The 14359-nt window shown below is 73.9% G+C and carries 11 protein-coding genes and 1 pseudogene; 6 read left to right on the top strand and 6 right to left on the bottom strand.

Annotated elements, in window-relative coordinates:
• Positions 1 to 56 precede the first annotated feature (56 nt).
• Complete coding sequence (locus ACZ6NC_RS24010) at positions 57 to 1331, bottom strand: sensor histidine kinase (RefSeq protein ID WP_465735836.1); 1275 nt, start codon at positions 1329 to 1331, stop codon at positions 57 to 59.
• 296 nt (positions 1332 to 1627) lie between these two features.
• On the opposite strand from ACZ6NC_RS24010, the gene ACZ6NC_RS24005 reads away from it, so the two are divergent.
• Positions 1628 to 3529 carry an FtsX-like permease family protein gene (locus ACZ6NC_RS24005; protein WP_465735835.1) on the top strand — a complete coding sequence of 634 codons (1902 nt, stop codon included), beginning with the start codon at positions 1628 to 1630 and terminating at the stop codon, positions 3527 to 3529.
• A 25-nt stretch (positions 3530 to 3554) separates the two neighbouring features.
• Positions 3555 to 3816 (top strand): annotated as a pseudogene (locus tag ACZ6NC_RS24000) (NADP-dependent oxidoreductase); the annotation flags it as partial.
• 21 nt (positions 3817 to 3837) lie between these two features.
• On the opposite strand, the gene ACZ6NC_RS23995 reads toward ACZ6NC_RS24000, so the two are convergent.
• Positions 3838 to 4239 (bottom strand): YccF domain-containing protein, encoded by a 402-nt coding sequence (locus ACZ6NC_RS23995; protein ID WP_465735834.1) that lies wholly within the window; start codon positions 4237 to 4239, stop codon positions 3838 to 3840.
• A gap of 130 nt (positions 4240 to 4369) precedes the next feature.
• Positions 4370 to 4672 carry a hypothetical protein gene (locus ACZ6NC_RS23990; protein WP_465735833.1) on the bottom strand — a complete coding sequence of 101 codons (303 nt, stop codon included), beginning with the start codon at positions 4670 to 4672 and terminating at the stop codon, positions 4370 to 4372.
• 454 nt (positions 4673 to 5126) lie between these two features.
• Here ACZ6NC_RS23990 and fxsT point away from each other — a divergent pair, with 454 nt between their 5' ends.
• The 3 genes from fxsT to ACZ6NC_RS23975 all read left to right on the top strand — a co-directional run bounded on the left by fxsT (position 5127) and on the right by ACZ6NC_RS23975 (position 10328).
• Positions 5127 to 7904, top strand: a complete 2778-nt coding sequence (gene fxsT / locus ACZ6NC_RS23985; RefSeq protein ID WP_465735832.1) for an FxSxx-COOH system tetratricopeptide repeat protein — start codon at positions 5127 to 5129, stop codon at positions 7902 to 7904.
• Positions 7905 to 8105: 201 nt separating this feature from the next.
• Positions 8106 to 9026 (top strand): ATP-grasp domain-containing protein, encoded by a 921-nt coding sequence (locus ACZ6NC_RS23980; protein WP_465735831.1) that lies wholly within the window; start codon positions 8106 to 8108, stop codon positions 9024 to 9026.
• Between the two features lie 156 nt (positions 9027 to 9182).
• Positions 9183 to 10328 (top strand): cytochrome P450, encoded by a 1146-nt coding sequence (locus ACZ6NC_RS23975; protein ID WP_465735830.1) that lies wholly within the window; start codon positions 9183 to 9185, stop codon positions 10326 to 10328.
• 44 nt (positions 10329 to 10372) lie between these two features.
• Here ACZ6NC_RS23975 and ACZ6NC_RS23970 read toward each other — a convergent pair whose 3' ends face one another.
• The 3 genes from ACZ6NC_RS23970 to ctaD form a co-directional block, all read right to left on the bottom strand.
• Positions 10373 to 11323 (bottom strand): M56 family metallopeptidase, encoded by a 951-nt coding sequence (locus ACZ6NC_RS23970; protein ID WP_465735829.1) that lies wholly within the window; start codon positions 11321 to 11323, stop codon positions 10373 to 10375.
• Positions 11324 to 11339: 16 nt separating this feature from the next.
• Entirely contained in the window at positions 11340 to 11765 is a 426-nt protein-coding gene (locus ACZ6NC_RS23965; protein WP_465735828.1) for a BlaI/MecI/CopY family transcriptional regulator, read from the bottom strand.
• A 91-nt stretch (positions 11766 to 11856) separates the two neighbouring features.
• Positions 11857 to 13887 (bottom strand): aa3-type cytochrome oxidase subunit I, encoded by a 2031-nt coding sequence (gene ctaD / locus ACZ6NC_RS23960; RefSeq protein ID WP_465735827.1) that lies wholly within the window; start codon positions 13885 to 13887, stop codon positions 11857 to 11859.
• Between ctaD and ACZ6NC_RS23955 the strand changes: the two genes are divergently transcribed.
• The gene (locus tag ACZ6NC_RS23955; RefSeq protein WP_465735826.1) at positions 13812 to 14282 is read left to right on the top strand and encodes a DUF7144 family membrane protein; all 471 of its coding nucleotides are present in this window, start codon (positions 13812 to 13814) and stop codon (positions 14280 to 14282) included. The two genes, ctaD and ACZ6NC_RS23955, sit on opposite strands and share 76 nt — an antisense overlap.
• The last annotated feature ends 77 nt before the right edge of the window (positions 14283 to 14359 follow it).

Genomic DNA, 14359 nt, shown 5'->3' with positions numbered 1-14359 from the left:
CTGACCGGGGCGGCTCGCGGACTGACCGGGGTGGTCCCCGGGCTGACCGGGGCGGCTCACGGGCTGATCGGGGTGCACGGGATCTCCACACGCAGCAGGGTCGGCCCGCCGGGCGGGCTGCTCACCGCCAGTGTGCCGCCCACGACGGCGACCCGGTCGGCCAGGCCCGTCAGCCCGCTGCCGGCCGCCGGATCGGCACCGCCGCGGCCGTCGTCCGCGACCTCGACCGTCAACCGGCCGTCCACGTACCGGCCGTCGACGCGGGCCCGGCCGGCGCCGCTGTGCTTGGCGATGTTGGCGAGGGCCTCGGAGACGGCGAAGTAGCCGGCCGACTCGACCGGGGCCGGCAGCCGTCCGGGCAGCTCGAAGCAGGTGGCGACGGGGACGGGCGAGCGGTCGGCGGCGTCCGCGCAGGCGTCCGGCAGACCGCGGTCGGTGAGCACCTGGGGGTGGATACCGTTGATCAACTCGCGCAGCTCGGCCAGGACTTCGCCCGCCTGGCGGTGCGCCTCGGCCAGCCGGGCGGAGAGCTCGCCGCCCGGCTCCGCGTCCAGCCGGGCCAGGCCGAGCGTCATCGTCAGCGCGACCAGGCGCTGCTGGGCACCGTCGTGCAGATCGCGCTCGATCCGGCGTCGCTCCGCCTCGAAGGCGTCCACCAACCGGGCGCGGGAGCTGACCAGTTCGCCGATCCGCCGCTCCTGCCCTCCGGGCCCGGCCACCAGCCGGACCAGCGCCGCCCGGCCCGCCGCCACCGCGGTCAACGGGTACGCGAGCAGCGGCAGCAGCAACGCCCCACCCACCCCGAACAGGGCGGCGACGGGCAGGGAGTGGACCTGCCACAGCTTCAGCACGTTCACCTGCTCACCGTCCAGGAGCAGCAGCGGCAGCGCGGCGAGCAGGTACCCGGGCACGGCGAGGGCGCAGCCGACCACCACCAGGTCGATCGGCCAGAGCACGAACGCGGCGAGCACGGTGAGGCCCAGCTCGCGCCAGGTCGCCTGCTCCCGGTAGCGCAGGCGCAGCCAGGCCGGGAGGCCGGGGCGGTCCGGCACCAGGTGCGGGTCGGGGACGTCCGTGCCGTCCAGCAACCGCAACAGCCGCCGCTCCCACGCCGCGTACGGCACCCCGACCAGCGCCAGCGCCGCCAGCAGCGGCAATCCGACCAGCAGCACCGCCAACGCCCCGGCGACCACCCCGGCCACCAGCAGCCCGGCACCGAGCAACAGCCCGGCCACCCCGCTCACCAGCAGATACGCCGCCGCCCGCCACGGCGTCCCCGACCGCAGAAACCCCGGCCGCGCCGGCTCCCGCCACAACTCCCGCCGGTCCATCGCCCCCGCCCTCCGCTCCCGGTGCGCCGTCGCGGCCCACCCTAGGCACCGGCCGGGCGCGGTGTCGGTAGGGCCCGGGCTACCTTCCGGGGCGATTGCCGCTGCACAGGAAGTCGGACCCGCCGACTTCCCACGTCGCGGCCACCCCGCGGCCACCCCGCGACAAACCCCGCGGCGCCCCCGCGGCCACCCCGTGAAGCCCCCGTGACGCCCCCTACGGGTAGGGCGGGCCCTACCTCCCCGAGTAGCCCCCGGCCTGCTGACCGGCACCGGGGCGGGCCGGTTGGCTGGACGGCATGAGAATGGTGCGGATCGCGCTCAAGTCCCTGAAGGCACGCTGGGTTTCACTGCTCGGAGCATTCATCGCCCTCGCCCTCGGCGTCGCGATGACGGCGGTGATGCTGCTCGGGCTGGCCGCCGCCGTCGGCGCGCCCGGCGGGGAGGAACTGGTGTCACTCGTCGCGGCGCTCGGCACGGCCGGCGGGGTGAGCGCGTTCGTCTCGGCGTTCGTCGTCGCGTCCACCTTCTCGTACACGGTCGCGCAGCGCCGCCGCGAACTGGGCCTGCTCCGGCTGGCCGGCGCGACCCGGGCGCAGGTGCGGCGGACGGTGCTCGCCGAGGCGCTGGTCCTCGGCGCCGCCGCCTCCGCGACCGGCTGCGTACTCGGACGGCTCGGCGCGCCCACCCTCCTCCGGTGGCTCGCGGACGTCGGCATGGCCCCGGCCGGCTTCAGGCTCGCAGACGGGACGTGGCCGCTGCACGGCGCCTTCTGGACCGGCCTGCTGGTCGCCCTCGGCGGCGTCGCGGTGGCGGCCCGCCGGGCCGGCCGGGTCGGCCCGCTGGACGCCCTGCGCGCCGCCGACCTCGACTCCGGGGCGATGACCGCCGGCCGTCTGTTCTGGGGCCTCGGGCTGCTCCTCACGGCCGCGGCCCTGACCGGTACGGCGCTCGCCGGCGACCCCGCCGACCTGCTGCACCGCAAGACCTACACCACCCAGCCGATGCTGCTGATCTCCGCCTGCGGCCTGCTCGCCCCGCTCCTCGCCCGCCCGCTGGTGCACGTGCTCACCTGGCTCCCGGCCCGGTTCACCTCGTACGCCGGCCGGCTGGTGCGCGGGAACGCCGCGGCGGCCGTCCGCCGGACGGGGGCGGTGGCCGCGCCGGTGCTGGTGTCGGTGGCGCTCACCGGCTCGCTGGCCGGGGCGCTGGACACGGTGAGCGCCGCCCGGTCCGCCGAGGCCGCCGCCCGGACCGCCGCCGATCTGGTGGTGGTCCCCGCGTCCCGGCCCGGCCCGCTCGCCGAGGCGCTGCGCGCCGTACCCGGCACCGCCGCCGTCTCCGCCACCGCACCCACCACGCTCGCGCTGGTCGAGCCGGACGGCAATGCGGTCGAGTCCGAGGCCCGGATGGCCGATCCGGCCGGACTGGCCGCGCTCGCCCGGCTCCCCGTCCGGTCCGGCTCGCCCGCCGAGTTGGGCGACGACACCATCGTGCTCCCCGCCGAGTGGGGCCGGACGGCCGGCGAGCCGGTCCCGGTGATCCGGGCCGACGGCAGCCGCACCACGCTGCGGGTGGCCGCCGTCCTGCGCGACGGCCTCGGCGACAACGGCCTCTACGTGACCGCCCGCAACGCCCCCGGCGCACGGGTCGACCGGATCGAGGTGCGCCTGGCCCCCGGCACGGACCCCACCGGCCGGGCCACCGCCACCGCACGCGTCCGCGAGGCCGCCCGGCCGTACGGCGCCACGGTGTTCACGCGGGACGACTGGCTCACCGCCACCGCCCCCGCCAACGCCCGGATCGCCTGGCTGCGGACCGTCCTGGTGCTCGGACTCGCCCTCGTCTACACCGGGATCGCGCTCGCCAACACCCTGCTGATGGCCACCGCCGACCGCCGCCGCGAACTGGCCCTGCTCCGGCTGGCGGGCGCCACCCGGGCCCAGGTGGTGCGGCTGGTGACCGCCGAGTCGGTGCTGGTGGCGGCGGTCGGTTCGCTCCTCGGCTGCGTGGTGGCCGGCGTCCAACTGGGTGCCATGCGCGCCGGGTTGGCGCTGCTCGGGGCGCCGGCGCCGTGGACGCTGCCGTGGCGGCCGGTGGGCCTGGTGGCCGGGGGCTGCGTCCTGGTCGCGGCCGCCTGCGCCGCCCCGGCCGCCGCCTGGGCCCTGCGGCACCGGCCGGTCACGGCGGCCGCGCGCTGACCGCCTCGCCCCGCGCTCCCCTCAGGCCGCCGCCCAGTCCAACCATCTCCAGGGCCCGCCCGCCGCACCGCGCAACCCTGTACGACGTGGTCGGCAAGAGCCTGCGCCTGGAGGGTTTCCTCGTCCGCAACCACCTCGACGCCCGCCCGGAGCTGTACGACTTCCTGCCGCACCTGCGCTCGGGCGCCGTCGTCCCGGACGAGAACGTCATCCGGGGCTTCGAGAAAGTCGTGGACGCCTTCCTCGGCATGCTCCGCGGCGGCAGCACCGGCAAGATGATCGTCCAGCGACCGACGCGCCCTGACGGCTCAGCGCCCGCCGAACTTCTCGTCCGTGGACACGACCTCACGCCCCAGCGGCATCAGCGAGATCGGGATCATCTTCAGGTTGGCCCACCCGAACGGGATCCCGATGATCGACAGGAACAGCGGGATGCTCGTCACCAGGTGCATCAGCGCCAGCCACCACCCCGCGAACACCAGCCAGATCACGTTCCCCACGCACGACGGCGCCCCGGCGTCCGGCTTCTCCACCGTCGTCCGCCCGAACGGCCAGATCACGAAGCCGGCGATACGAAACGCGGCAATGCCGAAGGGGATCGTCACGATGAGCACGCAACAGATGACCCCCGCGATCACGTAGCCGATCGCCATCCAGATTCCGCAGAAGATCAACCAGATGGCGTTCAGGACGAACTCGATCACCTTCATGGTCGGCACCCTCTCACGGCCGACGGTCGGCCCCTACGACCCATCGTCCCCGCCGGGAGGCGTGTCTACGCAGCACGAGGGCGCCGCGCCGTCCCCCGCGTCCGCGCGCGGACGCGGGGGGGTCGGGAGGCTACTCGTCCGACGGCACGTCGTCCGCCGGGGCGGACGCGGCGGACGGCGGCTCGTCGTCCGCCGCGCCGCCATGCCCTCGGCGGGCGGACGGGAAGGCCGCCAGGAGCGAGGTGGCGACGGCCAGGCCGAAGTTTCCGGCGTCCACCGCGGTGGCGCCGAAGAGCGCCATGCCCAGGCCGGCCGCCGAGCCGGCCAGGGCCAGCGCGGTGAGCCGGACCGGTCCGCCGCGGAACTGCCGCGCGGGGGATCGCCGCGGCGGCCGGCGCGGGCCGCGCTCCGACGAGGGCTTGTACATGGTCACGGGTGTCCCTCTCCTCCCGGAGCAGCGGGTCGGCGCATCGACCGAAACGCTGTTCTCCGACACCGCGGAATATCGAGTTCCATTTCGATTTCCCACGGCACGACCCGACGGTTTCCGCGGGAAGTCCGGAACGGAAGTCACGACGGGAAGTCCCGTGGCATCCCTGCGGTTTCCGGGCTTCGCCCGCTTCTCCAGAAGAGCAGCCGCAGGGGTGTCCCGCCATGAGTGGAGCCGGGAATGCGCCAGGTCCGGGCAGATTGCCATCCTCGCGTGGACAGCACGTCGACGAGTTGGGACAGACCGTGTCCCAAAATGGCGCGGGCCGCGTATGCTGGCGGACACCTCGGGACACTATCGGACAGGCATGGGGGGCTGTGCGATCTCGATGAACCAGGACTCCGGGGATCACATCGATCCCTCTTCCGCCGCGAGCAAAGAAGATCTTGCCCGGTTCATGAGAATGCTGCGGGCGCGGGCGGACAGCCCCTCGTACCGGGACTTGGAAAAGCGCGCGATGCTCCTCGGTCGGGGGCGGTCGCTGCCCCGGACCACCATGGGGGAGGTGCTGGCGGGGCGGCGGTTTCCCAGCAAGGCGTTCCTGCTGACCTTCGTGGAGCTCTGCGGTGCCAACCCCGGGGCCGACCACTCCTGGGAGAGCGCCTGGAACCGTCTCGCGGTGCGCTACAAGGTGGACACGCCGGCCGAGCAGGACGCGACCGGACAGGTGGACACCCGCCTGGAGCAGACCCGGCAGGAGCTCCGGGCGGCCCGCCTGCGCGTGCGGGAGCTGGAGGAGCAGCTGGCGGGGCTGCGCTCCGGGCTCGGCCGGCAGGCGGTGACCTGGACGGAGGTGGCCGACGAGCTGGAGCAGCGGGGCGAGCGGCGGCTCGCGGAGAAGGCGGCGGCCGTGGTCGCCGGCCTGCGGAGCCTGCTGCCGGACACCGGCGAGCCGGCGGCCCGGGAGGAGAGGTACGGGCGGGCGGCCTCCGCGCCGCCCGAGGACCGCCTCCTGGCACACACACCCCGGCCCGCCCCCACCGAGACCGGCACCGAGACCGGCACCGCGGCCACCGCCCCCACCGAGACCGGGACCGACACCACGACCATCCACCCGCAGCCGCCGACCGGGCGGGTGTCCGGGAGCCTGCCCGCGGTGTGGAACGTCGAGCCGCGCAACCCCGAGTTCACCGGCCGCGACGCCGTCCTGGCCGACCTACGGCGGCGGCTCCACGCGCGCAATGCCGGCGCCGTCCAGGCGCTGCGCGGGGTCGGCGGGGTGGGCAAGACGCAGATCGCCATCGAGTACGCCTGCCGGTTCGCCGCCGACTACGACGTGGTCTGGTGGATCGCGGCCGAGGACCCGGCGCTGATCGGCGAGCAGGTGGCCGGGCTGGCGGCGGAGCTGAGTCTGACGGAGCCCGGCACCGACACGGCGACCGCCGTGGCGGTGCTGAAGTCGTGTCTGCGCGGCCGGGACCGCTGGCTGCTGATCTTCGACAACGCCGACGACCGCGCCGGGGTGTCCGAGTGGCTGCCGGGCGGGCCGGGGCACGTGCTGATCACGTCCCGGGCGGGCGGCTGGGAGCGGATCGCCACCACCGTCCTGGTCGACGTGATGGCGCGGACGGAGTCGGTGGCCCTGCTGCGCACGCACCGCCCCGAGCTGAGCCCGGAGGAGGCGGACCAGTTGGCGGCGGCGCTCGCGGACCTCCCGCTCGCGCTCGCGCAGGCCGGCGGTTTCCTCGCCGAGACCGCCACCCGGGTGAGCGACTACCTCGCCCTGCTGGACGCCCATGCCACGGCGGTCCTGGGCGAGGGGGCCACCGGCGACTATCCGAGACCGCTCGCGGCGGCGATCGGCCTGAGCGCCCAGCAGCTCGCACAGCTGGACCCGATCGGCCTGGCCGCGGTGCGGCTGTGCGCCTTTCTCGCCCCCGAGTCCGTCCCGGTTCACTGGCTGCTCACCGAAGGGTGGACCGAGGCGGACGCCGCCGGGCCGCTGGGTGCGCTGGCGCAGGCCGCGACCGATCCGGTGGCGCTTCGCCGGGGTGTCGGCGCGGCGGTCCGGCTGGGGTTGGCGACCAGCACCCACGACGGTGTCCGGCTGCATCGTCTGGTCCAGGTGGTGATCAGGGACCAGCTGGGAGCGGCCGCCGAGGAGGTCCGCTGCCGCGCGCGCACCCTCCTGGTCGCGGCCGGCCCCGGCGATCCGGAGGATCCGGCGACCTGGGCGGCGTGGGCCCGGGTCGTGCCGCATCTGCTCGCCGTCGATCCGGCGGTCGGGGCCGCCACGGATCTGCGCGCGCTCGCCTGCAACGCCGCCTGGTACATGATCGAGCGCGGTGACGCCGACGTGAGCGCCCGGCTGGCGGCCGACCTGTGCCGGCACTGGACGGCCGCGTCGGGGCCGGACGACCTGCACGTCCTGTGGGCCACCCGCTGTCTGGCCCGGGCCTGTCGCGAGCAGGGCCGCTACGAGGAGGCGCACCGGCTGTACCGGGACGCGTTGCGCCGGAGCCGGCGGGTCCTGGGCGACGACCACCCGCAGACCCTGCGGCTGGCGCACGGGTGTGCCATCAACCTGCGGATGCAGGGCCGGTACGAGCAGGCCCGGCAGCTCCAGGAGGACACCCTGGCCCGCTACCGCCGGGTCCTCGGCGACGACCACCCGCACGCCCTGCACTCGGCCAACCACCTGGCGGTGGACCTGAGCGCCCTGGGCCAGTTCGAGCACGCCCGCGAGCTGCACGAGGACACCCTGGCCCGCTACCGCCGGGTCCTCGGCGACGACCACCCCGACACCCTGCGCTCCGCCAACCACCTGGCGGTGGACCTGAGCGCCCTGGGCCAGTTCGAGCACGCCCGGCAGCTGCACGAGGACACCCTGGCCCGGTGCCGGCAGGTCTTCGGCGACGACAATCCGCACACGCTCAAGGCGGCGGACTCCTTCGGCATCACGCTGCGCAAGCTGGCACGACTGGACGACGCGCACCGTCTCCAGGAGGACACGCTGGTCCGCTACCGGCGCGTGCTCGGTGACGATCATCCGCACACGCTGCGGACGGCACACAATCTGTCCGAGACGCTGTACGAGCTCGGGCAGCTGGACCGTGCCCGGCTGCTCCAGGCGGACGTGCTGGACCGCTACCGGCGGGTGCTCGGCGACGAGCATCCGGACACCGCGCATTCGGCGGCGCATCTGGCGAAGATCCTCGCGGCCTCGGGCCGATGAGCTGGGCCATAGCACCCGATCGCTTCACCGTGCGGATTTCCGCCATTCTGTGACGACCTCTGGAAAACGCCGACCACGCCATTCTACGATTGTCCGACGCCGGTCAATATTCAACGGACCGGCCGGGCATGTCATTTGGTGAGCCGGTTCAGCTGGTAACTTACTGCCGCAAATGTCGCCACCGAGTCAAGGAAATGGCCGATGATCGATCCTAAGATCGCACTGGTGATGACCAAGCCGCGCCCCGGAATCAATATTGATCATGACATGCCCCTGCTGCTGCAGTCGCTCGCCGACGCGGGCGCGCAGGCCACCGCGACGGAATGGGACGATCCGAATGTGAACTGGGCGGAATTCGATCTCGCCGTGATCCGGTCCGCCTGGGACTACACCTGGCGCGCGACGGAATTCCTCTCCTGGGTGGACCGCTGCAGCAGCCTCACCCGGCTGGCCAACCCCCCGTCGATCGTGCAGTGGAGCTCGGACAAGAGCTACCTCGGCGCCCTCGCCACAGCCGGCGTCCCGGTCGTCCGGACCAGCTACCTGGCTCCCGGCGACGCCCCCGACCTCCCGGGCGACCACGAGTACGTGATCAAGCCCGTCGTGGGCGCCGGGGCCAGGTACGCGGCACGGTACCGGCCGGAGGAGCACGACAAGGCGCGCACCCAGGTGAACCGGATGCACGCCGAGGGCCTGACCGCGATGCTCCAGCCGTACATGAGCAGCATCGACACCACCGGCGAGCGCGCGCTGGTCTTCGTCCGCGGCCGCTTCCTGCACGCCATCCGCAAGAACGCCGTCCTGTCCCCGGGGATCCCCTACGACGAGCGCAAGGTCGCGCACCCGGGGCTGCGGCCGTGGTCACCGACGCCCGCCGACCTGGCGGTCGCCGAGCGCGCCCTGGCCGCGGTGCCGGGCACGGCGGACCTTTTGTACGCCCGCGTGGACCTCGTCGACGACGCGAACGGCGACCCGCTGGTGATGGAGCTCGAACTGGTGGAGCCGAACCTGTTCCTGGCCGCCCATCCGGCCTCGATGCCGGCCGTGGTCGACGCGATCATCGGGGCCGCCGCCGCACCGCGCAGCTCCTACGAGGGGCAGCCGGTCAGCGACCGGTTGTGAGCCGGCCTCAGGGCGCAGACAGCACCGGCCGCGCGCCGAAAGCAGGGGGGGACTTCCGTGAGCTCCGCAGTCGACGCATCCGGCATACCGGGGGACTCCCCGGCGGGCCCGGCCGCCGGGCGGGGACCAGTGCTGCCCTTCGCCTGCCCCTCCCCGTTGGCGGAGCCGCCGGAACTCGGCCCGCTCCGGGAGCAGGGAGGGCTGGCCCGGGTCCGCACCTCCACCGGTGACCTCGCCTGGCTGGTCACCGGCTACGCGGACGTCAAGGCGCTGGGCACCGATCGCCGGATCGGCAAGTCGCACCCGGATCCGGGCCGGGCCCCGCGCCTCTGGGACGCGGCCATCCTCGGGCCGGAGGAGAACCACGAGACAGCGGTCGCCGACCACCGGCGGTGGCGGCACACCCTCACCGACGGCTTCGCGGCCCGCCGGATCGAGCGGCTGCGCCCGCGGCTCCAGGCCTCCTTGGACCACCTGGTCGAAGCGCTGGCGGCCGCGGGCCCGCCGGCCGACCTCTGCGCGGGCCTCGCGAGACCCTTCGCGCTCGCCGCGATCTGCGACCTGATCGGCGTTCCGGAACCGGGCCGCCGGCAGTTCGCCGACTGGTCGGACCGGGTACGCGAGCGCGGTGCGGCCTCCGGGACGGCGGAGCGCCGGCAGGGGCTCAACCACTACCTGGACGGCCTGCTGGACCTGCGCCGCCGCCATCCGGCCGACGACCTGATCTCCGCGCTCGCCGCCCGCGAGGAGAGCCCCGAGAGTCTGCGCCGCCACGAGCTCCCCGACGCCCTGAGCGGCATCCTCCTCGCGGGCTACGAGACGGTCGCCTCGCGCATCCCCTACGGCGTGCTGTACCTGCTGGCGCACCACGAGGCGGGCGAGGCCGTGGCAGCCGACCCCGCCGCGGTGCCGGGGGCGGTCGAGGAGATCATGCGGCTCGCCGTGCCGGGCGGCAGTTGGATGCCACGGTACGCCCGCACCGACCTGGAGTACCGCGGGGCCCGGATCAGCGCGGGCGACCTCGTGGTCTTCTCCTTCCAGTCCGCCAACCGGGACGAGCGGGTCTTCCCCGATGCCGGGACGTTCGATCCGGGCCGCTCGCCGAACCCGCACCTGGCCTTCGGGCACGGGAAGTACTTCTGTCTGGGCGCCGGGCTGGCCCGGCTCGAACTCCAGCTGGTGCTGGAGTCCCTCGCCCGGCGCCTGCCCGGGCTCCGGCTCGGCTGCCGCACGGAGCAACTGCGGCTCAGCGAGGAGCGGGTGACGGGGGGCCTGCGGGAGCTGCCGGTCACCTGGGGCTGACCACACCGGGCCAGGCGGGCCCGCGCCGCACCCGACGGGCCCCGCTACAGCGGGGTGACCGCCTTCAGGACCAGAAGCAGCGCCACCGCCGCGTTGAGCGCGCAGAGGGCCGACGCCGCCGTGCCGATGGCGGCGACCATGGCGGCCAGGCCCGCCCGGCTGTGGGCCGGGGGCCAGTTGCGGGCGGACGGGACCGGGCCGAGGAGGGCGGCGACGCGGCGGGGGACGGGGCCGGGGGCGGCGAAGGCGGCGAACCCGGGGGCCGGCGGCCGATGGGAGGCGAGGGCGGCACGGGCGACGGCGCGGGCGGTGACCCTCCGGTCGCCCACCGCCTGGGCCGACTCCTCGTCGGCCCAGCGCTCCGCGCTGTACGCCACCGCGTGCTGCAGGGGGCGCAGGAACGGGTTGACGCAGCCCGCGAGTTGGGTGGCCAGCAGGTAGCGGTGGTGCCGGTGTGCCAGGTGGGCGCGCTCGTGGGCGAGCAGGGCGGCGCGTTCGTCGTCGGCCAGGCCGGCCAGCATGCCGGTGGAGACGACGACGCGTCCGGGCGAGCGGGAGGAGCCGGGCAGCGCGTAGGCGTACGGGACCGGGTCGGGGAGCAGGGCCACGTCGGCGGGGCCGTCCCCGGGCAGCTCGCGGCCGAGCGCGTGCCGGGCGCGGGCCCGGATCCGCAGGTGTCGGGCGGCGGTCCGGAGGAGGGCGAGGACGACGACCGTCAGCAGGCAGATCGCCGCCGTCCCGACCGTCTCGTGGTACGGCAGCGCCGCCCGCACCTCCGGGTCGGACCAGCTGTCCGGCAGCGGGTTGCCCGGGAGCTGGGCGGTGCCCACCACGCCGGTCAGGCCCAGGCAGACCGCGCTGCACAGTGCCATCACGGCGCTGATCGCGGTGAGCAGCCGGGCCGCGCCGCGCGGGTGCAGGTGCTGCTCGGCGAGGCGGGCGATCGGTACCGCGGTCAGCGGCAGGATGAGCGGGAGGAAGACGAAGACGCCCACGGTTCAGCTCTCGGGATCAGCTCTGGCAGTCGAGTGCGGACGGCTCGGCGCCGGCACTGTCCAGCAGTGTCCGCAGCAGTTCCTCGTCGTGCGGGAGCAGGGCGGTGACGAAGCTCGCCAGCACGGCGTCCCGGTCCGGCTCGCCGTCGAGCATCCGGCGCATCCGCAGCGCCGCCAGCCCGGCGGCGTCGGAGGAGGCCTGCCACAGGTAGGAGCGGCCGGAACGAGTCCGGGAGACGGCGTTCTTGGCGTGGAGGCGGGAGAGGATGGTCATCACGGTGGTGTACGCGAGGTCGCCGTCCAGCCGCTCCTGCACCCATCCGGCCGTGGCCGGGCCGGGCGCCCGCTGGAGCACCGCGATCACCTGTGCCTCCAGCTCGCCCTGGCCGCGGCGCCGGGCGCGCAGGTCCCCGGCCGCCGGGGTGTTGGTGTCCTCTGCCATGACGCTCATCTTAACGAGAAGGTAAAGAGCCCACGCCCGGGCCGGTGCCCCGACCGGCCCGGCCCCGCTCAGCCCAGCGGCCCGGCCCCGCTCAGCCCAGCGGCTCGCGCGCGTTCTGCCGCCGGTCCAGCTCGGCGATCACGGGGTGGTGCAGGTCGAAGGCCGGGGATTCGGACCGGATCCGCGGCAGGGTGACGAAGTTGTGCCGCGGCGGTGGGCAGGAGGTGGCCCACTCCAGCGACCGCCCGTACCCCCACGGGTCGTCCTCGGTCACCTTCTCGCCGTACCGGGCGGTGTGCCAGACGTTGTAGAGGAACGGCAGCGTGGAGATCCCCAGCAGGAAGGAGCCGATGCTGGAGACGGTGTTGAGCGTGGTGAACCCGTCGGAGGCCAGGTAGTCGGCGTACCGGCGCGGCATGCCCTCGGCGCCCAGCCAGTGCTGCACCAGGAAGGTGGCGTGGAAGCCGACGAAGAGCGTCCAGAAGTGGATCCGCCCGAGCCGCTCGTCGAGCATCCGTCCGGTGAACTTGGGCCACCAGAAGTGGAATCCGGCGAACATCGCGAACACCACCGTCCCGAACACCACGTAGTGGAAGTGGGCGACCACGAAGTACGAGTCGGAGACGTGGAAGTCGATCGGCGGCGCGGCCAGCAGGACGCCGGTCAGCCCGCCGAACAGGAAGGTGACCAGGAAGCCGACCGTCCAGAGCATCGGCGTCTCGAAGCTCAGCGAACCCCGCCACATGGTGCCGATCCAGTTGAAGAACTTCACCCCGGTCGGCACCGCGATCAGCATCGTCATGATCGAGAAGAACGGCAGCAGCACCTGCCCGGTGACGAACATGTGGTGGGCCCACACCGTGATCGACAGGCCGGTGATGGCGACCGTCGCCGCGATCAGGCCGGAGTAGCCGAAGACCGGTTTCCGGCTGAAGACCGGGATGATCTCGGTGATGATGCCGAAGAACGGCAACGCGATGATGTAGACCTCGGGGTGCCCGAAGAACCAGAACAGGTGCTGCCAGAGCAGCGCCCCGCCGTTCGCCGCGTCGAAGACGTGCGAGCCGAACTTGCGGTCCGACTCCAGGCAGAGCAGCACCGCCGCCAGCACCGGGAACGCGAACAGCACCAGCACGGCGGTGAGCAGGATGTTCCAGACGAAGATCGGCATCCGGAACAGCGTCATCCCGGGGGCACGGAGGCAGATGATCGTGGTGATGAAGTTGACCGAGCCGAGGATGGTGCCGAAGCCGGAGAGGGCCAGGCCCATGATCCACAGGTCGGCGCCGAGGCCCGGGCTGTGTTCGGCGCTGTTCAGCGGCGCGTAGGCGAACCAGCCGAAGTCGGCGGCGCCGTCGGGGGTGAGGAAGCCGAAGAGGGCGATCAGCGAGCCGAACAGGTAGAGCCAGTAGGCGAGCGCGTTGAGCCGGGGGAAGGCCACGTCGGGGGCGCCGATCTGCAGCGGCATGATCCAGTTGGCGAAGCCGGCGAACAGCGGGGTCGCGAACATCAGCAGCATGATCGTGCCGTGCATGGTGAAGAGCTGGTTGAACGACTCGTTGGTGAGCAGTTGCATCCCCGGCCGGGCCAGTTCGATCCGAATCAGCATCGCCATCAGGCCGCCGACCAGGAAGAACAGGAACGCGGTGGTGATGTAGAGGGTGCCGATCCGCTTGTGGTCGGTGGTGGTCAGCCAGCCCACCAAGGCCTGGCCGCGCCGGCGGCGGCCGGCCGCGAGCCAGCGCTCCAGCCGGGGCGTGCGTGACGGGTGCGGGGCCTGGTCCACGACGTCCTTCGGCAGAAGAGTCACGCAGCGCGCCTTCCGTGCTCGGGGCGGGCGGCGTCCGGGGCCGCCGAGGCGGCCGGACCGGGCCCGGACAGTGGTCGCCCCACCACTACCAGCTGCCGCCCACGCGCCCCGGTGGCCGCGCGGGCGCGTCACCCGAACAGGTGCGGCCGGGTTGCCCGCGCCTCCCGCGCGACGGACGGTCGAACCCGCACGCCCGTTCGGTCCGGTTCGGTCCGATTCGGCCCTGGAGGAGCCCCATGAGCAGCCCGTCGTCCGCCCCCGACCAGCCCCCGCCCTGGCGTTCCGGCACCGGGGCACCACCACCGCCGGCATCGGTCAACCGGTTCAGCGACTGGGCGCCCGGCCTGGTGATCTTCGCCGGTGTCCTGATGCTCATCAACGGCTTCATGGAGGTGATGCGGGGCATCATGGCGGTCGCCGACGACGACCTCTTCGTCACGACCCCGCGTTACGTCTTCCGGTTCGACCTCACCGGCTGGGGGTGGATCCACATCGTCATCGGCGCGCTGGTCGCGGTGGTCGGCGCCTTCGTCCTCAAGGGCGCCTCGTGGGCCCGGTACGCGGGTATCGTCCTCACCGCGGCGAGCGCCATCGAGAGCTTCCTGGCGATGCCGTACTACCCGCTCTGGTCGCTCGTCGTGATCGCGCTGGACGTCTTCATCATCTGGGCGCTGTGCGTCTACCGCCCCGAGGAGATCGCCTTCTGACCGCCCTGCCGGCCGGCCGCGGGGGGGGGGGGGGGGGGGGGGGGGGGGGGGGGGGGGGGGGGAGGGGGGGGGGGGCC

The sequence above is a fragment of the Kitasatospora sp. NPDC041988 genome (assembly GCF_055588525.1).
The sequence above is the reverse complement of the archived record's forward strand: the minus strand, read 5'-3'. Positions and strand labels throughout refer to the sequence as shown.

What these genes read in the sequence shown, in the direction of transcription:
- ctaD (WP_465735827.1), bottom strand. Translation starts at nt 13,887, where the DNA reads ATGCCGGCGGTGGTGGTGCCCCGGTGCCGGAACGCCAGGGCGGGGGCT.
- ACZ6NC_RS23965 (WP_465735828.1), bottom strand. Translation starts at nt 11,765, where the DNA reads ATGGCAGAGGACACCAACACCCCGGCGGCCGGGGACCTGCGCGCCCGG.
- ACZ6NC_RS24010 (WP_465735836.1), bottom strand. Translation starts at nt 1,331, where the DNA reads ATGGACCGGCGGGAGTTGTGGCGGGAGCCGGCGCGGCCGGGGTTTCTG.
- fxsT (WP_465735832.1), top strand. Translation starts at nt 5,127, where the DNA reads ATGAGAATGCTGCGGGCGCGGGCGGACAGCCCCTCGTACCGGGACTTG.
- ACZ6NC_RS23955 (WP_465735826.1), top strand. Translation starts at nt 13,812, where the DNA reads ATGAGCAGCCCGTCGTCCGCCCCCGACCAGCCCCCGCCCTGGCGTTCC.
- ACZ6NC_RS24005 (WP_465735835.1), top strand. Translation starts at nt 1,628, where the DNA reads ATGAGAATGGTGCGGATCGCGCTCAAGTCCCTGAAGGCACGCTGGGTT.
- ACZ6NC_RS23995 (WP_465735834.1), bottom strand. Translation starts at nt 4,239, where the DNA reads ATGAAGGTGATCGAGTTCGTCCTGAACGCCATCTGGTTGATCTTCTGC.
- ACZ6NC_RS23980 (WP_465735831.1), top strand. Translation starts at nt 8,106, where the DNA reads ATGATCGATCCTAAGATCGCACTGGTGATGACCAAGCCGCGCCCCGGA.